Annotated in this window: 20 protein-coding genes and 2 pseudogenes; 8 read left to right on the top strand and 14 right to left on the bottom strand. The window is 52.2% G+C overall.

Going from position 1 to position 23,230, the window contains the following annotated elements:
- Positions 1-90: 90 nt before the first annotated feature.
- Together mgtA and mgtL are read right to left on the bottom strand one after the other, a co-directional pair.
- The gene (gene mgtA, locus LG381_RS06995) at positions 91-2,787 is read right to left on the bottom strand and encodes a magnesium-translocating P-type ATPase (protein ID WP_105279311.1); all 2,697 of its coding nucleotides are present in this window, start codon (positions 2,785-2,787) and stop codon (positions 91-93) included.
- A 140-nt stretch (positions 2,788-2,927) separates the two neighbouring features.
- Positions 2,928-2,981 (bottom strand): mgtA regulatory leader peptide MgtL, encoded by a 54-nt coding sequence (mgtL, locus tag LG381_RS06990; protein WP_001387276.1) that lies wholly within the window; start codon positions 2,979-2,981, stop codon positions 2,928-2,930.
- A gap of 171 nt (positions 2,982-3,152) precedes the next feature.
- On the opposite strand from mgtL, the pseudogene treR reads away from it, so the two are divergent.
- The 5 genes and pseudogenes from treR to nrdG all read left to right on the top strand — a co-directional run.
- Positions 3,153-4,103: pseudogene (gene treR, locus LG381_RS06985) on the top strand (trehalose operon repressor TreR); the annotation flags it as partial.
- A gap of 118 nt (positions 4,104-4,221) precedes the next feature.
- On the top strand, positions 4,222-5,643 hold the full coding sequence (gene treB / locus LG381_RS06980) for a PTS trehalose transporter subunit IIBC (RefSeq protein ID WP_077699190.1): 1,422 nt from the start codon (positions 4,222-4,224) through the stop codon (positions 5,641-5,643).
- 49 nt (positions 5,644-5,692) lie between these two features.
- Positions 5,693-7,348, top strand: a complete 1,656-nt coding sequence (gene treC / locus LG381_RS06975; protein WP_225762188.1) for an alpha,alpha-phosphotrehalase — start codon at positions 5,693-5,695, stop codon at positions 7,346-7,348.
- Positions 7,349-7,741: 393 nt separating this feature from the next.
- The gene (gene nrdD / locus LG381_RS06970) at positions 7,742-9,880 is read left to right on the top strand and encodes an anaerobic ribonucleoside-triphosphate reductase (RefSeq protein WP_000187801.1); all 2,139 of its coding nucleotides are present in this window, start codon (positions 7,742-7,744) and stop codon (positions 9,878-9,880) included.
- A gap of 186 nt (positions 9,881-10,066) precedes the next feature.
- Entirely contained in the window at positions 10,067-10,531 is a 465-nt protein-coding gene (nrdG, locus tag LG381_RS06965; protein WP_001106233.1) for an anaerobic ribonucleoside-triphosphate reductase-activating protein, read from the top strand.
- Here nrdG and LG381_RS06960 read toward each other — a convergent pair.
- The 4 genes and pseudogenes from LG381_RS06960 to pmbA all read right to left on the bottom strand — a co-directional run bounded on the left by LG381_RS06960 (position 10,532) and on the right by pmbA (position 13,164).
- Positions 10,532-10,820, bottom strand: a pseudogene (locus LG381_RS06960) (type II toxin-antitoxin system RelE/ParE family toxin).
- The gene (locus LG381_RS06955; RefSeq protein ID WP_000212715.1) at positions 10,810-11,052 is read right to left on the bottom strand and encodes a type II toxin-antitoxin system RelB/DinJ family antitoxin; all 243 of its coding nucleotides are present in this window, start codon (positions 11,050-11,052) and stop codon (positions 10,810-10,812) included. Before LG381_RS06955 ends, LG381_RS06960 begins: the two are co-directional and overlap by 11 nt.
- Before the next feature lie 191 nt (positions 11,053-11,243).
- Complete coding sequence (cybC, locus tag LG381_RS06950; RefSeq protein WP_225762187.1) at positions 11,244-11,630, bottom strand: cytochrome b562; 387 nt, start codon at positions 11,628-11,630, stop codon at positions 11,244-11,246.
- 181 nt (positions 11,631-11,811) lie between these two features.
- A complete protein-coding gene (gene pmbA / locus LG381_RS06945) occupies positions 11,812-13,164 on the bottom strand; it encodes a metalloprotease PmbA (RefSeq protein WP_222680916.1) in 1,353 nt (450 codons plus the stop codon).
- A 93-nt stretch (positions 13,165-13,257) separates the two neighbouring features.
- On the opposite strand from pmbA, the gene yjgA reads away from it, so the two are divergent.
- Positions 13,258-13,809: a ribosome biogenesis factor YjgA gene (yjgA, locus tag LG381_RS06940; protein WP_021551486.1), complete on the top strand. Its 552-nt coding sequence runs from the start codon at positions 13,258-13,260 to the stop codon at positions 13,807-13,809.
- 85 nt (positions 13,810-13,894) lie between these two features.
- Here the strand turns inward: yjgA and mpl are convergent, their stop codons facing one another.
- Positions 13,895-15,268, bottom strand: coding sequence for a UDP-N-acetylmuramate:L-alanyl-gamma-D-glutamyl-meso-diaminopimelate ligase (gene mpl / locus LG381_RS06935; RefSeq protein ID WP_225762186.1), 1,374 nt, complete (start codon positions 15,266-15,268; stop codon positions 13,895-13,897).
- A gap of 175 nt (positions 15,269-15,443) precedes the next feature.
- Here mpl and fbp point away from each other — a divergent pair, with 175 nt between their 5' ends.
- The gene (gene fbp / locus LG381_RS06930; RefSeq protein WP_000853753.1) at positions 15,444-16,442 is read left to right on the top strand and encodes a class 1 fructose-bisphosphatase; all 999 of its coding nucleotides are present in this window, start codon (positions 15,444-15,446) and stop codon (positions 16,440-16,442) included.
- Positions 16,443-16,474: 32 nt separating this feature from the next.
- Here the strand turns inward: fbp and yjfF are convergent, their stop codons facing one another.
- From yjfF to ytfQ, 4 genes are all read right to left on the bottom strand, one after another.
- Positions 16,475-17,470, bottom strand: coding sequence for a galactofuranose ABC transporter, permease protein YjfF (yjfF, locus tag LG381_RS06925; protein WP_225762185.1), 996 nt, complete (start codon positions 17,468-17,470; stop codon positions 16,475-16,477).
- Positions 17,457-18,479, bottom strand: a complete 1,023-nt coding sequence (gene ytfT / locus LG381_RS06920; protein WP_032226398.1) for a galactofuranose ABC transporter, ATP-binding protein YtfT — start codon at positions 18,477-18,479, stop codon at positions 17,457-17,459. Before ytfT ends, yjfF begins: the two co-directional genes overlap by 14 nt.
- A gap of 13 nt (positions 18,480-18,492) precedes the next feature.
- Positions 18,493-19,995 (bottom strand): galactofuranose ABC transporter, ATP-binding protein YtfR, encoded by a 1,503-nt coding sequence (gene ytfR, locus LG381_RS06915; RefSeq protein ID WP_000205844.1) that lies wholly within the window; start codon positions 19,993-19,995, stop codon positions 18,493-18,495.
- Between the two features lie 212 nt (positions 19,996-20,207).
- Positions 20,208-21,164, bottom strand: a complete 957-nt coding sequence (gene ytfQ, locus LG381_RS06910; RefSeq protein ID WP_000265933.1) for a galactofuranose ABC transporter substrate-binding protein YtfQ — start codon at positions 21,162-21,164, stop codon at positions 20,208-20,210.
- 308 nt (positions 21,165-21,472) lie between these two features.
- Here ytfQ and ppa point away from each other — a divergent pair, with 308 nt between their 5' ends.
- Positions 21,473-22,003: an inorganic diphosphatase gene (gene ppa, locus LG381_RS06905; RefSeq protein ID WP_000055074.1), complete on the top strand. Its 531-nt coding sequence runs from the start codon at positions 21,473-21,475 to the stop codon at positions 22,001-22,003.
- A gap of 78 nt (positions 22,004-22,081) precedes the next feature.
- Here the strand turns inward: ppa and chpB are convergent, their stop codons facing one another.
- The 3 genes from chpB to LG381_RS06890 all read right to left on the bottom strand — a co-directional run bounded on the left by chpB (position 22,082) and on the right by LG381_RS06890 (position 23,229).
- On the bottom strand, positions 22,082-22,432 hold the full coding sequence (chpB, locus tag LG381_RS06900) for an endoribonuclease toxin ChpB (protein WP_225762184.1): 351 nt from the start codon (positions 22,430-22,432) through the stop codon (positions 22,082-22,084).
- Positions 22,426-22,677 carry a type II toxin-antitoxin system antitoxin ChpS gene (gene chpS, locus LG381_RS06895; RefSeq protein ID WP_001223205.1) on the bottom strand — a complete coding sequence of 84 codons (252 nt, stop codon included), beginning with the start codon at positions 22,675-22,677 and terminating at the stop codon, positions 22,426-22,428. The genes chpB and chpS overlap by 7 nt, the downstream gene beginning before the upstream one ends.
- Before the next feature lie 207 nt (positions 22,678-22,884).
- The gene (locus LG381_RS06890; RefSeq protein ID WP_001219162.1) at positions 22,885-23,229 is read right to left on the bottom strand and encodes a gamma-glutamylcyclotransferase; all 345 of its coding nucleotides are present in this window, start codon (positions 23,227-23,229) and stop codon (positions 22,885-22,887) included.
- Position 23,230 lies beyond the last annotated feature (1 nt).

Below are 23,230 nucleotides of genomic sequence, written 5' to 3'. Positions count from 1 at the left end.
GGCTGGATAAGGCGTTTACGCCGCATCCGGCATGAACAAAGCTCACTTTATCTGCAATCTGAATCCGGGCCACCATGCCCAGCTTATTCTTTACTGCCAACCATAACGACGGCTATAGAACCCTTTCACCAACTGCGTTAACGTCATATACCCTGCCAGAATCGCAATCAGCCACGGGAAGTAACTTAACGGTAGCGCCTGCAATTGCAGATAACTGGCCAGCGGCGAAAACGGCAACGCGATCCCGACAATCATCACGATTACGGTCATGATCATTAACGGCCACGATGCACGACTCTGAATAAACGGTACACGACGGGTACGGATCATATGCACAATCAGCGTTTGCGACAGTAATCCCACCACGAACCAGCCCGACTGGAACAGTGTTTGCGTTTCCGGCGTGTTGGCATGGAATACCCACCACATCAGGCAAAACGTCAGAATATCGAAGATCGAACTGATCGGTCCGAAGAAGATCATAAAACGCCCCAGATCCGCCGGATTCCAACGCTGCGGCTTTTGAATTTGCTCGTCATCAACGTTATCAAACGGGATCGCCACCTGTGACACATCGTACAGCAGGTTCTGGATCAGTAAGTGTAACGGCAGCATCGGCAGGAAGGGCAAGAAAGCACTCGCCACCAGCACGCTGAACACATTACCGAAGTTAGAACTCGCCGTCATTTTGATGTATTTCAGCATGTTAGAGAAAGTCCGGCGCCCTTCAATAACCCCCTCTTCCAGCACCATCAGGCTTTTTTCCAGCAGGATGATATCAGCCGCTTCACGGGCAATATCTACCGCGCCGTCCACAGAAATGCCGATATCCGCAGCGCGTAAGGCGGGCGCATCATTAATACCATCGCCCATAAAGCCAACCACATGCCCTTCGCGCTTTAGCAACGTTACGATGCGTTCCTTATGCATCGGCGTCAGGCGAGCAAACAGCGTGGTGCGCTGTGCGAGATTTGCCAGTTCGTCATCAGATAGCGTTTCAATATCACTACCAATTACCACCGCTCCCGCGTCCAGCCCCACTTCATGGCACACTTTCGCCGCCACTAATTCACTGTCACCAGTGAGGATTTTCACGGTAATTCCACTCGCTTTTAATGCCTTCAGTGCCGGAGCCGTTGTCTCTTTTGGTGGATCAAGAAAAGCGATATATCCTTCGAGGATCAGGTCGGATTCATCCGCCCGCTGGTAATCTCCTTCACGCGCGGGCAGATATTTCGTCGCCACCGCAACCACGCGCAGCCCCTGACGATTCAGCGTATCAGTAACCCGCTTAATCTTACGCAGCATAGTGTCATCGAGCGGCACAATCTCGTCATTGTGGCGCACCTGTGAACACACATTAAGGATCTCCTGCAATGCGCCTTTGCACACCAGTTGATGATGTTCGGTATTTTCTGCCACTACCACCGACATCCGGCGACGCTCAAAATCAAACGGAATCTCATCAATTTTCTGCCAACGGCTGGCCAGCGAACGCGCCGACTCTTCATCCGTACCTTCGAGCACCGCTGTATCAAGCAGGTTTTTAAGCCCGGTCTGGTAATGACTGTTCAACCACGCGCTATGCAGCACGCGTTCGCTGGTTTTACCGGAGATATCGGTATGATTCTCCAGCACAATTTTATCCTGCGTCAGGGTGCCGGTTTTATCAGTGCACAGAATATCCATTGCGCCAAAGTTCTGAATGGCATCCAGATGTTTGACGATCACTTTCTGTTTCGACAGCTTTACTGCGCCGCGCGCCAGCGTCGAGGTAACAATCATCGGCAACATTTCCGGCGTTAAGCCTACCGCGACCGAAAGCGCAAACAGTGCCGCTTCCCACCAGTCGCCTTTGGTGTAACCGTTGATAAGCAACACCACCGGAGCCATCACCAACATAAAGCGAATCAGCAGCATACTGACGCGGCTGATCCCTTGCTGAAAGGCATTCGGCTCGCTTTCCTGCTCACTAACACGCCCCGCCAGTTGACCAAACCAGGTGTTGGCACCTGTGGCAATCACCATCGCTTGTGCCGTGCCGCTCACCACGGTGGTGCCCATAAAACACAGGGTGTCACACTCCAGCGGATTGCTGTGCTCCGGCTGGCGAGTGGTTGCAGCTTTTTCTACGGGCAGAGACTCACCGGTTAACGACGCCTGAGCGACGAACAGATCCCGCGCCTGCAAGATACGCAAATCTGCCGGGATCATATCCCCCGCCGCCAGTTTAATAATATCGCCGGGCACCAGCTGGTCGATCGGGATCTCCAGCCAGCCATTTTCGCCTTTGCTGTTAATAACGCGCAGCACCGTCGCGGTATTGCTGACCATCGCTTTCAGGGCATCTGCCGCTTTGGTGGAACGCGCTTCCTGAATAAAGTTCAGCAGCGTGGAAATAGCCACCATTAACGCGATAACGCCTGCGGCAAATAAATCTTCCGTGGCGTAAGAAATGCCGCCAAGGATCGTGAGCAAAATATTAAAGGGGTTGCGATAGCAGACCCACAAATGTACCCACCACGGCGATGGTTGTTGCGCAGGTAATTTATTTTCGCCATGTTTTTCACGGGCAACTTCCACTTCCGCCTGATTCAACCCTTCCGGGTGGGTGTCGAACGTGTTCCATAATTCTTCTTCGGGCATCACCGCCATTTTCAGGCAATGCGCGCTTAAGGAAGGCGGGATTGGTGCATTCGCTGTCTGCTGCGCACCCGGTAGCGGATCGCGACGGATCAGACGGGAAGGTAAATGGCGAATGAGCCGGGTAAAAATTTCTTTAAACATAGGGTGTCCCTCCGCACTGTCTGGAACAGTGCAGAAATATCTTCAGGCGTGGCGAAGCCTTACCTGAAGGTAATAAATATGAGCAGGGACGTTAAAACGTCACGGCCTTACGCATCCGGTAACGCCGTGAAAAGACGGGCTTACCGGAAAAGTTTTAATCTCCGTCGAGGGAGAGGCGTGGGATCAGGTTCCATATAACCTCCGGTAAGTGAATAAATAGCGCCGCGAATCCAATAATATTCGTAGCATTTATGCCGATATAATACCTGTCGGCAACTAAACCAACGATAAACCAGACTTTGCCCATTGCTGAATGCGCGGGTAAAGTTAGTCTCTAATAATTAAACAACACGTTACGGGATAACAGGATGCAAAATCGGCTGACCATCAAAGACATCGCGCGCTTGAGCGGCGTGGGAAAATCCACTGTTTCCCGGGTGCTGAATAACGAGAGCGGCGTAAGCCAGCGCACACGTGAACGTGTCGAAGCTGTGATGAATCAGCATGGATTTTCCCCTTCCCGCTCTGCGCGCGCCATGCGTGGGCAAAGCGATAAAGTGGTCGCCATCATCGTGACACGTCTGGATTCGCTGTCAGAAAATCTCGCGGTTCAGACCATGCTGCCGGCGTTCTATGAACAGGGTTACGACCCCATCATGATGGAAAGCCAGTTTTCACCACAATTAGTTGCCGAACATCTGGGCGTTTTGAAACGTCGTAATATCGACGGCGTAGTGCTGTTTGGTTTTACCGGTATAACCGAAGAGATGTTAGCCCACTGGCAGTCATCGCTGGTGCTGCTGGCACGCGACGCAAAGGGCTTTGCTTCAGTCTGTTATGACGACGAAGGGGCGATCAAAATCCTGATGCAACGGCTGTATGACCAGGGGCATCGCAATATCAGTTATCTCGGCGTGCCGCACAGTGACGTGACGACCGGTAAGCGACGTCATGAAGCCTACCTGGCGTTCTGCAAAGCGCATAAACTGCATCCCGTCGCCGCTCTGCCTGGCCTCGCCATGAAGCAAGGTTATGAGAACGTGGCAAAAGTCATTACCCCTGAAACCACCGCGTTGCTGTGCGCAACTGACACGCTGGCACTTGGCGCAAGTAAATACCTGCAAGAGCAACGCATCGATACCTTACAGCTGGCGAGCGTTGGTAATACACCGTTGATGAAGTTCCTCCATCCGGAGATCGTCACCGTTGACCCAGGCTACGCAGAAGCCGGACGCCAGGCGGCCTGCCAGTTAATCAAACAGATAACCGGGCGCAGCGAACCGCAACAAATCATCATCCCCGCCACCCTGTTCTGATCGTTTCCTGAACTATAAATTGTGATCTTCGCCGTGTTTCGGGAACGTTCCCGTTTTTAATTTTTCCTTCCCACTATATTCTGCCGTCAACCTAATATGTCATCTGCCACGGGGCCTTATGATGAGCAAAGTGAACCAAACGGATATCGATCGGTTGATTGAACTGGTCGGTGGGCGCGGCAATATTGCGACGGTGAGCCACTGTATTACTCGCCTGCGCTTTGTCCTCAACCAACCGGCCAATGCCAGACCGAAAGAAATTGAGCAACTCCCCATGGTGAAAGGCTGTTTCACCAATGCCGGACAATTTCAGGTGGTGATTGGCACCAACGTTGGCGATTACTATCAAGCACTGATAGCGACCACCGGACAGGCGCAGGTCGATAAAGAGCAGGTGAAAAAAGCCGCCAGGCAGAATATGAAATGGCATGAGCAGTTGATCTCCCATTTCGCAGAGATCTTCTTCCCGTTACTGCCCGCGCTGATTAGCGGCGGTTTGATCCTCGGTTTTCGTAATGTGATCGGCGATCTGCCCATGAGCAACGGCCAGACGCTGGCGCAAATGTACCCTTCCCTGCAAACGATCTACGATTTTCTGTGGTTGATCGGTGAGGCGATCTTCTTCTATCTGCCGGTCGGGATTTGCTGGTCGGCGGTGAAAAAGATGGGCGGCACGCCGATCCTCGGTATCGTGCTTGGCGTAACGCTGGTTTCTCCACAACTGATGAACGCCTATCTACTCGGGCAGCAGGTGCCGGAAGTGTGGGACTTTGGCATGTTCAGTATTGCGAAAGTAGGCTATCAGGCGCAGGTGATCCCGGCGCTGTTAGCCGGGCTGGCGCTGGGCTTTATTGAAACTCGCCTTAAGCGCATCGTGCCGGATTATCTCTATCTGGTGGTTGTACCGGTCTGCTCGCTGATCCTCGCGGTGTTCCTCGCCCATGCGCTGATTGGTCCGTTTGGTCGCATGATTGGCGATGGCGTTGCCTTTGCGGTACGTCACCTGATGACTGGCAGCTTTGCCCCTATTGGCGCGGCATTGTTTGGCTTCCTCTATGCGCCGCTGGTCATTACCGGCGTACACCAGACCACGCTTGCCATTGATATGCAGATGATTCAAAGCATGGGCGGTACGCCAGTCTGGCCGCTGATTGCCCTTTCGAATATTGCTCAGGCGTCGGCAGTGGTAGGAATTATTATCGCCAGCCGTAAACAGAACGAGCGGGAAATTTCGGTTCCAGCGGCGATCTCCGCTTATCTTGGGGTTACTGAGCCGGCAATGTACGGCATCAACCTGAAATATCGCTTCCCGATGCTGTGCGCGATGATTGGTTCCGGTCTGGCGGGATTGCTCTGCGGCCTGAACGGCGTTATGGCGAATGGCATCGGCGTCGGTGGTCTGCCTGGTATTCTCTCCATTCAGCCGAGCTACTGGCAGGTATTTGCGCTGGCAATGGCTATCGCCATCATCATCCCGATTGTGCTCACCTCGTTTATCTACCAGCGAAAACACCGCCTGGGTACGCTGAACATTGTTTAATTTTCTTCGGGGCGCACTTGCGCCCCCTCGCATTTGCAGGAATGACGTAATGACTAATCTTCCCCACTGGTGGCAAAACGGCGTTATCTACCAGATTTATCCAAAGAGTTTTCAGGACACCACGGGCAGCGGCACCGGCGATCTGCGAGGAGTCACCCTACGCCTCGACTATCTACAAAAACTGGGCGTTAATGCTATCTGGTTGACACCTTTTTATGTCTCCCCACAGATCGATAACGGATACGACGTAGCGAACTATACGGCGATTGATCCCACCTACGGTACGCTGGACGACTTTGATGAACTGGTGGCGCAGGCGAAATCGCGCGGTATTCGCATTATCCTTGATATGGTGTTTAACCATACTTCTACCCAACACGCCTGGTTTCGCGAGGCGCAGAACAAAGAAAGTCCTTATCGTCAGTTTTATATCTGGCGTGACGGCGAACCAGGAATACCACCAAATAACTGGCGTTCTAAATTCGGTGGCAATGCCTGGCACTGGCACGCAGAAAGCGAACAGTATTACTTGCATCTGTTTGCACCAGAACAGGCCGATCTCAACTGGGAAAACCCAGCAGTACGCACAGAACTGAAAAAAGTCTGTGAGTTCTGGGCCGATCGCGGGGTAGACGGGCTGCGCCTGGATGTGGTGAATCTGATTTCCAAAGACCAGAACTTCCCCAACGATCTGGATGGCGACGGGCGTCGCTTCTACACCGACGGACCACGAGCACACGAGTTTTTGCACGAAATGAACCGTGATGTCTTTACGCCACGCGGATTAATGACTGTGGGTGAAATGTCCTCCACCAGCCTTGAACATTGTCAGCGATACGCGGCACTGACAGGCAGTGAATTGTCGATGACCTTTAATTTTCATCACCTGAAGGTCGATTATCCCGGCGGTGAAAAATGGACGCTGGCTAAACCTGACTTTGTGGCGTTAAAAACATTGTTCCGCCACTGGCAACAGGGAATGCACAACGTTGCGTGGAATGCTTTGTTCTGGTGTAACCACGATCAGCCGCGCATTGTTTCTCGCTTTGGTGATGAAGGTGAATACCGCGTGCCTGCGGCAAAAATGCTGGCGATGGTGCTGCATGGTATGCAGGGAACGCCGTATATCTACCAGGGCGAAGAGATTGGTATGACCAACCCACATTTCACGCGCATTACTGACTATCGCGACGTGGAGAGCCTCAATATGTTTGCCGAGCTGCGCAACGATGGGCGTGACGCCGAAGAGCTATTGGCAATCCTCGCCAGTAAATCCCGTGACAACAGCCGCACGCCAATGCAATGGAGCAACGGCGATAACGCAGGGTTTACTACCGGCAAGCCGTGGATTGGTCTGTGTGATAACTATCGCGAAATCAACGTAGAATCTGCGCTGGCCGATGAATCTTCAGTGTTTTACACCTACCAGAAGTTAATCACGTTGCGTAAACAAGAACCCATTCTGACATGGGGCAATTACCAGGATCTCCTGCCAAACAGTCCTGTATTGTGGTGCTATCGCCGCGAATGGCTGGGGCAAACTTTATTGGTGATTGCCAACCTTAGCCGTGACGTACAGCCCTGGCAACCAACGCAAATCAGCGGCGACTGGCAACTGTTAATGCATAACTATGAAGAAGCCTCCTCTCAACCGGGAGCCATGACATTGCGGCCATTTGAGGCTGTCTGGTGGTTGCAGAGATAATTCTTCTCTAGGCCCCGGTAAAGCGAGTATTTCCGGGGCCTTATCTGTCAGCGCATTGTTTTTGTTGGTTTTTTGAACAGAAAATTATTAAAAAATTTACACATCGCTGTAGCGCCCGTCATCCGTACACTCTGCTTTTTACTTTGAGCTAAATCAAAAAAACCTTAAACATCCTTAATGCAAAGCACTATATATAGACTTTAAAATGCCTCTCAACCCAATATGTTGTATCCGTCGACTATACTTGCACCAAGACACACGCCAACAAAGCCGACAAAATTGTGGATAAAGCGGATTGGGATTGCAGTAACTCCCCGTAAAAAGAGCTAAATAAAGCGGGGCGCACTTCCCAACTTTCTGTGTATAACCTGTTCTTAAAAATATGGAGCGATCATGACACCGCATGTGATGAAACGAGACGGCTGCAAAGTGCCGTTTAAATCAGAGCGCATCAAAGAAGCCATTCTGCGTGCAGCTAAAGCAGCGGAAGTCGATGATGCAGATTATTGTGCCACTGTTGCCGCTGTCGTCAGCGAGCAAATGCAGGGCCGCAACCAGGTGGATATCAACGAAATCCAGACCGCAGTTGAAAACCAGCTGATGTCAGGCCCGTACAAACAACTGGCTCGTGCTTACATCGAGTACCGTCACGATCGCGACATCGAACGTGAAAAACGCGGTCGCCTGAACCAGGAGATCCGTGGCCTGGTCGAGCAGACCAACTCTTCGTTACTCAATGAAAACGCCAACAAAGACAGCAAGGTAATTCCAACCCAGCGCGACCTGCTGGCCGGTATTGTTGCTAAACACTATGCACGCCAGCACCTGCTGCCGCGTGACGTGGTGCAGGCGCATGAGCGTGGCGATATTCACTACCACGACCTCGATTACTCGCCGTTCTTCCCGATGTTCAACTGCATGTTGATCGACCTGAAAGGTATGCTAACTCAGGGCTTTAAGATGGGGAACGCCGAGATCGAACCACCGAAGTCGATCTCCACTGCCACCGCAGTAACTGCGCAGATTATCGCCCAGGTTGCCAGCCATATTTATGGCGGCACCACCATTAACCGTATCGACGAAGTTCTGGCTCCGTTTGTCACCGCCAGCTACAACAAGCACCGTAAAACGGCGGAGGAGTGGAGCATTCCGGATGCTGAAGGCTACGCCAACTCTCGTACCATCAAAGAGTGCTACGACGCCTTCCAGTCGCTGGAGTACGAAGTAAATACCCTGCACACCGCCAACGGTCAAACACCGTTTGTAACCTTTGGCTTTGGTCTGGGCACCAGCTGGGAGTCGCGCCTGATTCAGGAATCCATCCTGCGTAACCGCATCGCAGGCCTGGGTAAAAACCGCAAAACCGCCGTGTTCCCGAAACTGGTGTTTGCGATTCGCGATGGCCTGAACCATAAAAAAGGCGATCCGAACTACGACATCAAACAGCTGGCGCTGGAGTGCGCAAGCAAGCGCATGTATCCGGATATCCTGAACTACGATCAGGTAGTGAAAGTCACCGGTTCGTTTAAAACCCCGATGGGTTGCCGCAGCTTCCTCGGCGTATGGGAAAACGAAAACGGCGAGCAGATCCACGATGGTCGCAACAACCTCGGCGTGATCAGCCTGAACCTGCCACGTATTGCGCTGGAAGCGAAAGGCGATGAAGCCACCTTCTGGAAGTTGCTGGATGAACGTCTGCTGCTGGCACGTAAGGCGCTGATGACCCGTATCGCTCGTCTCGAAGGCGTGAAAGCGCGCGTGGCTCCTATCCTCTATATGGAAGGTGCTTGTGGCGTGCGTCTGAATGCCGACGATGATGTTTCTGAAATCTTCAAAAACGGTCGTGCGTCTATTTCGCTGGGTTACATCGGTATCCACGAAACCATTAACGCGCTGTTCGGCGGCGAGCATGTTTATGACAACGAGCAGCTTCGCGCGAAAGGTATTGCGATTGTTGAACGTCTGCGTCAGGCGGTGGATCAGTGGAAAGAAGAGACTGGCTACGGTTTCAGCCTTTACAGCACGCCAAGTGAAAATCTGTGCGACCGCTTCTGCCGTCTCGATACCGCTGAGTTTGGCGTGGTGCCGGGCGTGACCGATAAAGGTTACTACACCAACAGTTTCCACCTTGATGTGGAGAAAAAGGTGAACCCGTACGACAAGATCGACTTTGAAGCACCTTACCCGCCGCTGGCTAACGGTGGTTTCATTTGCTACGGCGAGTATCCAAACATTCAGCACAACCTGAAGGCGCTGGAAGATGTCTGGGATTACAGCTATCAGCATGTACCGTATTACGGCACCAATACACCAATTGATGAGTGCTACGAGTGTGGCTTTACCGGTGAGTTTGAGTGCACCAGCAAAGGCTTCACCTGCCCGAAATGTGGTAACCATGACACCTCCCGTGTGTCGGTGACTCGCCGCGTGTGCGGATATTTAGGTAGCCCGGATGCGCGTCCGTTTAACGCCGGTAAGCAGGAAGAAGTTAAGCGCCGCGTTAAACATTTGGGAAATGGGCAGATAGGTTAAGCCTTCCCCCCTCACCCTACCCCTCTCCCTCAGGGAGAGGGGACCGTTCCGTGCCCCTTCTTGACTCCCGACATAATGAGTTGCCTCTAGCCAGTTGGTGTCGTCGCAAGGTGGCAAATGCGTAAGCCTCAGAGGACTTCGCCCCGTACGCACCAGAGCAGTCATGGCGTCAATTGAGAAGCGAAAATGAATTATCATCAGTACTATCCTGTCGACATCGTCAACGGCCCCGGCACTCGCTGCACTCTGTTTGTCTCCGGGTGTGTTCATGAATGCCCCGGTTGCTACAACAAAAGCACCTGGCGGGTAAATTCCGGTCAGCCATTTACCAAAGCAATGGAAGACCAGATCATTAACGATCTGAATGACACTCGCATCAAACGCCAGGGTATTTCCCTCTCCGGCGGCGATCCGCTGCATCCGCAAAACGTGCCGGATATTCTGAAACTGGTACAACGCATCCGCGCCGAGTGTCCGGGTAAAGACATCTGGGTGTGGACAGGCTATAAACTCGACGAACTCAACGCTGCGCAAATGCAGGTTGTTGATTTGATCAACGTGCTGGTCGACGGCAAATTTGTGCAGGATTTAAAAGACCCTTCCCTGATCTGGCGCGGCAGCAGCAATCAGGTGGTGCATCATTTGCGTTAATCACTCATCCAGCCGTTTAGTCGCGTCTTCATAAACGGCTGAGTTCTCTCTTACCAACAGCTATCACCAACACGAGCAACTCTTTATCATTGACCTGATAGACCAGGCGATATCCCAGTGTGTGCAGCTTAATTTTGTAGCAGTCCGGTAAATCCCGCAGTTTAGCCAATGGATTGCGCGGCCTTTTCAGCACATCCTCAAGCTTTTTTTTAAATTGTTCCCGGACTGTCACGCCCAGTTTTTGCCACTCTTTCAGCGCCCGCAGATCAAAAGCCAGCTCATAGTTCATCCAGTCGGACCTTAATGGCCTCTTGTGGGTTGGCCAGTCGTTCCCTGACAGTGCGTAACAAGGCTTCTTCACTATCACTGACAGTGAGCGTTTTTACCGGCATTCGTCCATTTTCCGCAACGTACTGAAACAGCAGCCGCACTGCTTCAGTAGGCGTGATATTTAATTTTTCCAGCACCGCATAAGCCTCATTTTTCAGTTTGTCATCCAGGCGGACGTTAAGTGTGGCCATTATGCCTCCGGTAATTATGAAAAGTGTAATGCATTATAGCATTACATATGCATTACATTCATTTCTGGAAAACGCCTCGCAAAAATGAGGACGACACGCAGGAATATGCCGTGGTGAAGATAGATATTGCGGTGATTTTACGAAGGGAGAAGAAAGCGTTGGGCGGTAACGTTTCACCGCCCAATAAGGAATTAACGATACTTCTGGTGATAGGCGTTGCGGGTCGTTTTCAGTTGCTCTGCGGCGGCCTGTGCTTCTTTGACTTTACCTTCATTAGCCAGCTTCAGCGCGTCGTCAATCTGACCGACCAGAATGTCGAAACCGTGGTGGAAGTCTTTCATCTCCGGGCTGTCCGGTGATTTGCCTTCCAGCTTCGGTGGCGTCGCTTTTTGCGCATCCAGCGCCGCAGCACGCATTTTGGTTAACGCGTCTTTGACTTGCGCCGCGTTATCGGCTTTTTCGACCACTTTTAAATTGTCGTTGAGGGTTTCCATATTGTCTTCCAGCTCAGCGGCAAACGACGCCGAACTGAATACCAACGAGGAGACTGCAAGAATAGCTAACAGGCTTTTACGCATTGCTCACTTCCTTTTTTATTTACACTTCATCCTTCACACTACCTCATCGACGGCTACGCTCATTCGCCCGAGTCACGTACTACGAGTACGCTCCCCGGCTCTCATTCACTTTCCGTCTCGATGCAGTGCGAATGATTTTGTGTAATTTTTTAGTTTAAGCGCGGCAGGTCGCGCCAGTTTTTTACTGTCCGGCGATTTTCATCTCCGGTAACAGAACAGAACCACACTGTATATTACTGCGTGTTTCAATATCGTTACCAACAGTGACGATATTGCGCCACATATCTTTCAAATTACCTGCGATGGTGATTTCGCTAACCGGATATTGAATTTCGCCATTCTCTACCCAGAAGCCCGCTGCACCACGGGAATAATCACCGGTAATTGCACTCACGCCCTGGCCCATCAGTTCCGTCACCACCAGGCCGGTGCCCATTTCTTTGAGCATCTGCTCAAAGCTGAGTCCTTGCCCGGCAATACGCCAGTTGTGGATGCCGCCCGCATGACCGGTACTTTTCAGCCCCAGTTTGCGCGCGGAATAGCTGGTCAGCAACCACTGAGTCAGGATGCCATCTTTAATAATATCGCGACGCTCGGTACGCACCCCTTCGCTGTCGAATGGAGTAGATGCCAGCCCTTTCAGCAGATGCGGATGTTCTTCAATGGTCAGCCAGTCCGGCAGAATTTGTTTACCCAGCGAGTCGAGCAGGAAGGTGGATTTACGGTAGACAGCACCACCGGCAATTGCGCCAACCAAATGACCAAACAATCCGGTTGCGACTTCATTGGCAAAAATCACCGGCGCTTTCATGGTGGAAAGTTTACGCGGCGACAGTCGCGATAAAGTGCGGCGAGCGCAGTCTGCCCCAACCCACTCCGGCGTTTGTAGATCGCTCATCGCACGGCCAATGGTGTAGGCGTAATCACGTTCCATATCGCCATTTTCTTCGGCAATCACACAGCTGGAGAGTGAATGACGCGTTGAGCAGTATCCCTGCAACATGCCGTGGCTGTTGCCAAATACTTTGACGCCGTAGTGGCTGTTAAAGCTACCGCCTTCGGTATTGGTGATGCGTTTGTCCGCCTGCAATGCCGCCTGTTCAGCACGAGCCGCCAGTTCAATGGCTTCATCCGGGGAAACGTCCGCAGGGTGGAACAAGTCGAGATCCGGCGCGTCAAAGGCCAGCAGCTCTTTATCTGCCACGCCTGCGTAAGGATCTGGCGAGGTATAACGGGCAATATCCAGCGCCGCCTGTACGGTGCGGGCAATAGCCTGCGGGCTTAAATCGGTGGATGATGCGCTACCTTTGCGGTTCTGGTGATAAATGGTGATCCCCAGCGCGCCATCGCTATTGAATTCGACATTCTCCACTTCACCATAGCGCGTGCTTACGCTAATGCCGGTGGTCTTGCTGACGGCAACTTCCGCACCGTCCGATTTGCCTGAGGCCAACTCCAGCGCAGTCGAAACTGCTTCTTCCAGAATCTTGCGCTGCGCTTCAACTTGAGAGATTACTTTCATTGCAAGTGCCATAATGTAGAGAGTTTCTCTGAAGTCTAACAGAGAACCGTTTTTCAGTGCGCATCTTAACTGGTAACATTAGCCTCTTTTTTTAAGGAGCCTGACATGACTAAGCAGCCCGAAGACTGGCTCGACGACGTTCCCGGTGATGATATCGAAGACGAAGACGATGAAATTATCTGGGTCAGTAAAAGTGAAATTAAACGTGATGCCGAGGAGCTAAAACGCCTGGGCGCGGAAATTGTTGATCTGGGGAAAAACGCGCTGGATAAGATCCCGTTAGATGCGGATCTGCGTGCGGCTATCGAGTTAGCCCAGCGTATTAAAATGGAAGGTCGCCGCCGCCAGTTGCAGCTCATCGGTAAAATGCTACGCCAGCGCGACGTAGAGCCTATTCGTCAGGCGCTGGATAAGCTAAAAAACCGCCACAACCAGCAGGTGGTGCTGTTCCATAAACTGGAAAACCTGCGCGATCGTCTGATCGATCAAGGTGATGATGCCATCGCTGATGTATTGAATCTGTGGCCTGATGCCGATCGCCAGCAACTGCGTACTCTGATCCGCAACGCGAAGAAAGAGAAAGAAGGGAATAAGCCGCCGAAATCCGCGCGACAGATTTTCCAGTATCTGCGCGAGCTGGCAGAGAACGAAGGGTAAGTTTTGTTGTTGATATGAGTATGGTTTGCCGGATGCGGCGTAAACGCTTTATCCGGCAATGCTACCCCAGGCTGAAGCTTCAGAATTACTGCGCAGCTTCCGCCTTCTTCGCCAGACCATCCAGCAGTTTCTGATGAATCCCACCAAAACCGCCGTTGCTCATCACCAGAATATGGTCGCCAGGCTGGGCGGTTTTCACCACCATATCTGCCAACGCATCGACATCACCACTCCAGTGCGCAGGCTGAATACAGGCTTCTGCCACTTCAGCTACCTGCCACGGAATATGCGCCGGTTGCAGCAGGAAGACTTCATCGGCACGACCTAATGACGGTGCCAAATCGTCTTTGCAGACGCCCATCTTCATGGTGTTTGAGCGCGGTTCCAGCACGGCAATAATACGCGCCGTACCACCGACTTTACCGCGCAGCGCCGCCAGCGTTGCCAGAATCGCCGTCGGATGATGGGCAAAATCGTCATACACCGTCACGCCATTCGCTTCACCGCGTAACTCCAGACGACGACGAGCGTTGATAAACGACCCCAGCGCATTAGCAGCATCTGCCGGCGCAACACCAACATGGCGAGCCGCAGCAATCGCCATCAGGCCGTTGTGCATGTTATGTTCGCCAACCAGTGACCATTTCACCTCACCCACTTTTTCGCCGTCCAGCAATACTTCCCATTCGGAAGTATCGGTGGTCAGCTTTTTCGCCTGCCAGCGCCCCTGCTCGCCCACCTGTTCCTGATCGCTCCAGCAGCCCATCGCCATGGTCTGTTTCAGGTTGATGTCGTTTTCCGGCCAGATAATACGCCCCTGCCCAGGAACAATACGCACCAGATGATGGAATTGTTTCTGGATCGCTTTCAGGTCGTCAAAGATATCGGCATGATCGAACTCAAGGTTGTTGAGGATCAGCGTGCGCGGGCAGTAATGGACAAATTTGGAGCGTTTGTCGAAGAAGGCGCAGTCATACTCGTCCGCTTCGATAACAAAGAAGTCGCTTTCGCCCAGACGCGCCGAAACCTCAAAGTTTCCAGGCACACCGCCAATAACAAAACCCGGTTTATAGCCGCACTGTTCCAGAATCCAGGTCGCCATTCCCGCCGTGGTGGTTTTGCCGTGTGTACCGGCAACGGCCAGCACCCAGCGGTCGCGCAGCACGAAATCGTGCAACCACTGCGGCCCCGACATATACGGAATGTTTTTTTCCAGTACCGCTTCCACACACGGATTTCCACGGGTCATGGCATTACCAATAATCACCAGATCCGGCTGCGGATCGAGTTGGCTGGCATCGTAACCCTGAATCAGCTCAATGCCTTGCTTCTCAAGTAAGGTGCTCATCGGCGGATACACATTGGCGTCCGAACCCGTTACTTCATGGCCTAACTGGCGTGCCAGAATCGCCAGACCACCCATAAACGTGCCACAAATTCCTAAAATATGAATGCGCATACGTCATTATCCTTTTTTAATCTACCGCTCATTTTACGCATATGTCGGGCAAGTGAGAAACGCATTTCAGGATAATCCGTAATTTGCTGGCGCGATTCACCTGAGCGCAACATTCAGATTATTTGTTAAGATTGTTGCGGTCGCTTTACTCCATAAACATTGCAGGGAAAGTTTTATGAAAACGTTAGGTGAATTTATTGTCGAAAAGCAGCACGAGTTTTCTCATGCTACCGGTGAACTCACTGCTTTGCTGTCGGCAATAAAACTGGGCGCCAAGATTATCCATCGCGATATCAACAAAGCAGGACTGGTTGATATCCTGGGTGCCAGCGGTGCTGAGAACGTGCAGGGCGAGGTTCAGCAGAAACTCGATCTGTTCGCTAATGAAAAACTGAAAGCCGCATTGAAAGCGCGCGATATCGTTGCGGGCATTGCATCTGAAGAAGAAGATGAGATTGTCGTCTTTGAAGGCTGTGAACACGCAAAATACGTTGTGCTGATGGATCCACTGGATGGCTCGTCCAACATCGATGTTAACGTCTCTGTCGGTACGATTTTCTCCATCTACCGCCGCGTTACACCTGTCGGTACGCCGGTAACGGAAGAAGATTTCCTCCAGCCTGGTAACAAACAGGTTGCCGCAGGTTACGTGGTATACGGCTCCTCTACCATGCTGGTTTACACCACAGGATGCGGTGTTCACGCCTTTACCTATGATCCTTCACTCGGCGTTTTCTGCCTGTGCCAGGAACGGATGCGCTTCCCGGAGAAAGGCAAAACCTACTCCATCAACGAAGGAAACTACATTAAGTTCCCTAACGGGGTGAAGAAGTACATTAAATTCTGCCAGGAAGAAGATAAATCCACCAACCGCCCGTATACCTCGCGTTATATCGGTTCACTGGTTGCGGATTTTCACCGTAACCTGCTGAAAGGTGGAATTTATCTCTACCCAAGCACCGCCAGCCACCCGGACGGCAAACTGCGTTTGCTGTATGAGTGCAACCCGATGGCATTCCTGGCGGAACAAGCGGGCGGTAAAGCGAGCGATGGCAAAGAGCGTATTCTGGATATCATCCCGGAAACCCTGCACCAGCGCCGTTCGTTCTTCGTCGGCAATGACCATATGGTTGAAGATGTCGAACGCTTTATCCGTGAGTTCCCGGACGCGTAATCTCCTGCGCCTCTCCACACGGAGAGGCGTTTTTATCGCTGCGCAATGTTGACTCTTGTCACTGGTGAACTCTGACGATTCTCCCACAGCACCGTTAGCCCACGCTGTAAGGCAATAAAAATAAACAACAAAATGCCGATGGCGATTTTCGTCCACCATGAACTCAGCGTACCGTCAAAGTTTATGTAAGTCTGAATGAGTCCCTGAATCGCCACGCCAAACAGCGTCCCCAATACCGTCCCTACCCCACCACTTAACAACGTGCCGCCAATCACCACCGACGCGATAGCGTCCAGTTCCACACCTACGCCTGCCAGCGCGTATCCGGCCTGGGTGTAAATCGAGAAGACAATCCCCGCCAGCGTTGCCAGTCCGGTGGAAAGCATATAAATGCGAATCGTGGTGCTGCGGGTAGAAATCCCCATCAGGTTTGCCGACGTCGCGTTGCCGCCAATGGCATACACCTGATTACCAAAGCGGGTGCGATGCGCGAGGAAAATACCGATAACCACGACCGCCAGCATCAGTAATCCCATCGCGCTTAAACGCCCACCGCCGGGAATTTTCCACGCAAGGCTTGAGAGTGTGTCGTAAATCGGATGGTTAATCGGGATCGACTCTTCCGAAACGAGATAGCTGACGCCACGCAAAAAGAACATTCCCGCAAGGGTAATAATGAATGCCGGGATCTTCAGCGCGTCGATCAGAAGCCCCATAAATGCGCCGAATACACACCCCATCAGCAGCACCAGCGGGAAGGCCAATAGTGGTGAAATCCCAAAGTCGCCAATCACTTTTGCCAGAAACACGCCGGTAAAAGCGATCACCGAACCGACGGAAAGATCGATCCCGCCGGAGAGGATCACAAAGGTCATACCGACAGCAATAATCCCCAAAAAGGCGTTATCGGTCAGGATATTGCATATCACTCGCGTGGAAGCAAAACCGGGAAACTGCGTCAAGCAGTAGAGATAGCCCAGCACAAAAACGCCGATGGTGATCATCAGTGGCAAGTTACGTTTTATCACGGCTACGCACTCCTTTAATCAGACTGATAAAGCGTTGCGACTGAACAATCAGCACGCAAAGCACCACCACCGCTTTCACCACCTGGTTCATCTCTGGCGGAAAGCCCGAAAGTAAAATCCCGGTGTTCATTCCCTGAATGATCAGCGCCCCCACTACCGAAAGCAGCAGGTTAAAACGCCCGCCCATCAGCGATCCACCGCCGATCACCACCGCGAGTATAGCGTCCAGTTCCAGCCATAATCCGGCGTTGTTGGCATCGGCACCGCGAATATCCGCCGCCACGATAATGCCCGCGATTGCCGCACACAGCCCGCTCAACACGTAGGTAAGCATGACGATGATCCGCGTGTTTACTCCGGCATTTTTTGCCGCCCGAATGTTGATACCAACGGCTTCGATAAACATCCCCAGCGCCGTTTTGCGGGCCAACAGCCAGAACAGGAGAAGCGTCAGCACGGCGATAATGACTGGCGTTGGCAGGAACAGCAGCGATCCACTGCCGAACCACGAGAGATCCGGCGAGTTAAACGTGACGATCTGCCCGGAGGTGATCAGTTGCGCCACGCCGCGCCCGGCAACCATCAGGATCAGAGTGGCGACAAACGGCTGGATTTTGAGGATCGCCACCAGAATGCCGTTCCACAATCCCGCCAGGATGCCGGTGCCCAGGGCGCTTAACAAAACAATCGGCAGGCTGAATCCCGCCACCGTCATCGCGGCAGTTGTGGCTCCTGCGATAGCCATCACCGCGCCTACTGAAAGATCGATACCGCCAGTGGCGATCACCAGCGTCATGCCAATCGCCAACAGCGCAACGGGTGCTGCACGGTTAAGAATGTCGATGGGGCTACCGAACAAACGCCCATCCTGAAGTACCACCTGCCAGAAATGTGGGGCGACCAGACTATCGACCAGCAACACCAGCAACAGCGCCGCCAGTTGCGGCATTCCCGTCGGCCAGCGAAAACGCCTTTTCGACGACGCGGTGTCAGGGAGAGATTGAGGCATCACACTGTTCTCCTTACGCCGCAATGGCATTCATGATCGCCGGAACGGAAAGCTCTGCCAGCGGGATCTCCGCCACCTGTTTGCGATCGCGCATGATGATCACCCGATCGGCATAGCCCACCAGCTCTTCCAGTTCTGAGGAGATCACCAGCAGCGCCAGGCCATCGGCACACAGCGTTTCAATCAGGCGGATGATCTCAGCATGGGCGCCAACGTCAATGCCGCGCGTTGGCTCGTCGAGGATCAGAAATTGCGGACGAGTCAGCAGCCAGCGTGAGAGCAACACTTTTTGCTGATTGCCACCAGAGAGAAACTCTATCGGTTGTTCAGTTGAAGGTGTGCGAATGCCAAGCTGGCGGATAAAACGTTCGGCAATCTCTTGCTGTTCTTTGCGAGAGATCGGCCGTAGCCAGCCGCGCTGGGCTTGTAAGGCAAGGATGATATTTTCCCGCACCGAGGCGGCGGCAATGATGCCATCGGTTTTTCTGTCTTCCGGACAAAAACCAATGCCCAGTACCGAAGCCTGATGTGGCGATCGCAGGGTTTGTGGTTGGCCTTTGATCAGCGCAGTACCGCTGTCAGCGGGTTTGATACCGAAGATAACTTCAGCGGTTTCGGTACGCCCTGATCCCAGCAATCCTGCCAGACCGACGATCTCGCCGGGGCGTACTTCGAGATCAAACGGTGCGATCGTGCCTTTTTTACCGTAATTTTTGAACGCGGCAACGGGTTTGTCGCTAAGTAATGTCCGCCCGGCACGTTGTAGCGCGTGGGTGTCGAGTTCGCGCCCAAGCATCATTTTGACCAGTTCAATCTGCGGTAGCTCGCGGGTTTCCCGACAGCCAACGAAGTTGCCGTTGCGTAAGACGGTGATCCGATCGCTGACTTGATAAACCTGATCGAGAAAGTGCGTAACAAAGATCAGGCTGACGCCGCGATCGCGCAACTGGCGCATCAGGCCAAACAGCAACTCTACTTCCTGAGTGTCGAGGCTGGCGGTAGGTTCATCAAGGATCAGCACTTTGGCGGAGAGATCGATAGCCCGACAAATGGCGACGATTTGCTGCATCGCCACCGAAAAACGGTTGAGCGGTTCACGCACGTCGAGGGAGAAGCCATACGATGCCATCAGTTCTGTAGCGCGCTTTTCCATCTCTTTACGGCGTAGCAGGCCAAAACGCCTGGGTTCGCGGCCTATGAATAGATTGTCGGCTACCGACATGTTGGGTAACAGGTTGACTTCCTGATAGACGGTGCCGATGCCAAGTTGTTGTGCGTGGGCGGTGTTTTTTGGTGAAATAGTCTGACCATCCAACCAGATAGTACCGCGATCGGCGTGGTAGACACCGGTAAGTGCTTTGATCAGCGTCGATTTACCGGCTCCGTTTTCACCGAGCAGCGCCATAATTTCACCGCGCCGTAGGCTGAAGTCGACGCTGTCTAACGCTTTGACGCCGGGGAAAAATTTACTTAATCCTTCGGTACGGAGGATTTCCTGGTGTTGGTCGGTCGTCATGGTTTCCCCCTTAGCCACGCTCTAAAAGTCTGGGAATAGATCGTGCCTGATGTTAAGAGCTGCGCCGTTTGTCCCCCTCACCCTAACCCTCTCCCCGAAGGGGCGAGGGGACAGATTGTGCATGGTGTTAAGTCCGGTACTGCACAACTGCCGGATGCGGCGTGAACGCCTTATCCGGCGGCGTACAAGTCGGCATCAGGTATTGATGTCCCTCAATACCCCATATTTTTCTTCTTCTCTAACTCTTCTTTTGCAGTATCAGGCAGGTAAAGGGTGGATTTGGTCAGGGTCAACTTTTCAGGCATAGTGCCGTCTTTTTTGTATTTCTCCAGCGCATCAAAAGCGGGGCCTGCCATATTCGGCGTCAGTTCAACGCTGGCGTTCGCTTCGCCATCAATCATCGCTTTGTAGATATCTGGTACGCCGTCAATGGAACCCGTGAGGATATCTTTACCCGGCTTCAGACCCGCTTCTTTAATTGCCTGAATTGCACCAATCACCATGTCGTCGTTATGGGCGTAAACCATGCAGATATTTTTGCCGTTGTTTTCCGCTTTGATAAAGCTCTCCATAACTTCTTTGCCTTTACTGCGGGTGAAGTCACCGGACTGTGAGCGGATGATTTTGATGTTTGGCGCATTCTTAATAGCTTCGGCAAAGCCTTTTTTACGGTCGATGGCAACACTTGCCCCAACAGTACCCTGCAACTCAACCACGTTACATGGTTTACCGTTGACCTCTTTCACCAGCCAGTCACCAATCAACTTGCCTTCCAGAATGTTGTCGGCAGTAACGGTGGTCATATAGAGAGATTTGTCTTTCACGTCGATGGAACGGTCGAGCAAAAAGACCGGAATTTCGGCATCTTTCGCCTCTTTTAATACCGGTTCCCAACCCGTCGCCACCACTGGAGCAATAAAGATTGCATCTACCCCTTGTGCAACAAAGGAACGTACCGCTTTAATCTGGTTTTCCTGCTTTTGCTGACCATCGGCAATTTTCAGCGTGATACCGCGTTTTTCGGCCTCACTTTTCGCCACGTTGGTTTCTGCGGCGCGCCAGCCGGATTCTGATCCGACCTGCGAAAATCCTACGGTTAATGGAGCGGCCAACGCCATAGACGACATGGCTGCCGAGACTGCAGAGACTACAAGTAAGCGTTTCCACATAGGGTTGTCCTCGTCGGGATAGTTATTATTGGTGAAAAGATGTTCGCGAAAAAACTATAGACAATTCGTTATGTAACGGATTGCGTTACATCACACTTCAAAAAAGTAAATAAAACGTTAATCACAAGTTTGTAATCGCTTTCATATCACTATGAAAAATGCGGCTACGGTTATGGATTTTCCTGCTCCACAAGCCGTCTTAAAACTGGCGAAAAAGGAATATGAGGACGAAAACAAGCGAAGACATTCGGCGCGAGTTGGCTATAATACTCGGCACTTGTTTGCCACATATTTTAAAGGAAACAGACATGAGCTTACTCAACGTCCCTGCGGGTAAAGATCTGCCGGAAGACATCTACGTTGTTATCGAAATCCCGGCTAACGCAGATCCGATCAAATACGAAATCGACAAAGAGAGCGGCGCACTGTTCGTTGACCGCTTCATGTCCACCGCGATGTTCTATCCGTGCAACTACGGTTACATCAACCACACCCTGTCTCTGGACGGTGACCCGGTTGACGTACTGGTTCCGACTCCGTACCCGCTGCAGCCGGGTTCTGTGATCCGTTGCCGTCCGGTTGGCGTTCTGAAAATGACCGACGAAGCCGGTGAAGATGCGAAATTGGTTGCTGTTCCGCACAGCAAGCTGAGCAAAGAATACGATCACATCAAAGACGTTAACGATCTGCCGGAACTGCTGAAGGCTCAGATCGCTCACTTCTTCGAGCACTACAAAGACCTCGAAAAAGGCAAATGGGTTAAAGTTGACGGCTGGGATAACGCCGAAGCCGCTAAAGCTGAAATCGTTGCTTCCTTCGAGCGCGCAAAGAATAAATAAGTTCTTCTAGCGCAATAACCCTGAACGCCGGGCTTCGGTTAGTAAGGGTTTTTTATGTCCGCGATAAATAAACACATCTTATTCCACCACCGCCTGCAAACGTAATAACACGTCTTCCACCACCTCGTCCGCAGCCAGACCAATACGTTTTGCCTGACGGGCGCGTAAATCCATCATTCGTACCTGATTCACCAATACCACGCCATACACATCGCCTTCTTCGCAATGTAACGGAACGCTAAATCCGGCATAACGGGCAAAATTTCCGCCCTGACTAATGGGAGCAACCAACGTCATTCCCAGTTGATTAAAGGCTTGAACGGAGAGCACAAGCGCAGGCCGACCAGCACCTTGCTGTTCATGGCCGCTTGCTGGATCAAAGCCGACCAGCACAATGTCTCCCCGTTCAAATTCACTTTTCTTTACCATATTTCGTCACCCGCAGGGGTGGATTTACCCCAGACATCCTGCTCACTAAGTTCCGGTGCATTCATGTCGCACTGCATCAGCAGTTCATCAAGCGAGTAGCGCCTGGAGATAGGGGTCAGAATCAGTTGATTGTTGCTCACCTGTGCCTCAACGCTCTGCCCCGGCTGCAAGTTAAGCTCTTTCATCACAATATTGGGAATGACCATACCTGCACTGTTCCCCCATTTTTTTATGGTTATACGCATCCGCACCTCCTTAGGTTATATAAAGTATAACTCACGGTGCGACAGGAAACGTTTTACCCCTGCGCATTTGTGAACACCAGCAGAGTTTTTTATGCGTTAACAGATATGGAAAGCGGCTCGGAAGGAAAAGAAACAGGCGGGGAAGTTACAAAAAAGAATGCGAGATACCTCGAAAAAACAACGCCACCCGAAGGTGGCGTGTTTATATTATGACTTATCCCTGTCTAACCAGTCGCCGCTTTCAATCAGCGTTAATCCATCGACGGGTCGTTGATAAACGTACATCCATGCACTCCCGTACGGCGTCTGAATCAACTGGCGCGCGTATTCACCGCCCCTGGTGCGCAAGGCATCAAGTTCGGCCAGCGTGGCGTTGTCAATACGATAAACTTCACCGTGTACCGTTCCGTTGCCCGGAACTGCGCCTGGATAGTGGCCCAGGCTGTACAGTTGATAGTTATCGATACTGAAATCGCCCAGCAACTGGGCATTGGTCATCCAGTGGCTGTTGCCTTGTTTGTGACGTAAACTGCCGTAGACAAATATTCGCATC

The organism is Escherichia sp. Marseille-Q3837 (genome assembly GCF_916618735.1).
GTDB lineage: Bacteria > Pseudomonadota > Gammaproteobacteria > Enterobacterales > Enterobacteriaceae > Escherichia > Escherichia ruysiae.
Note: the sequence above shows the minus strand (reverse complement) of the source record. Positions and strands in the feature narration are given on the sequence as shown.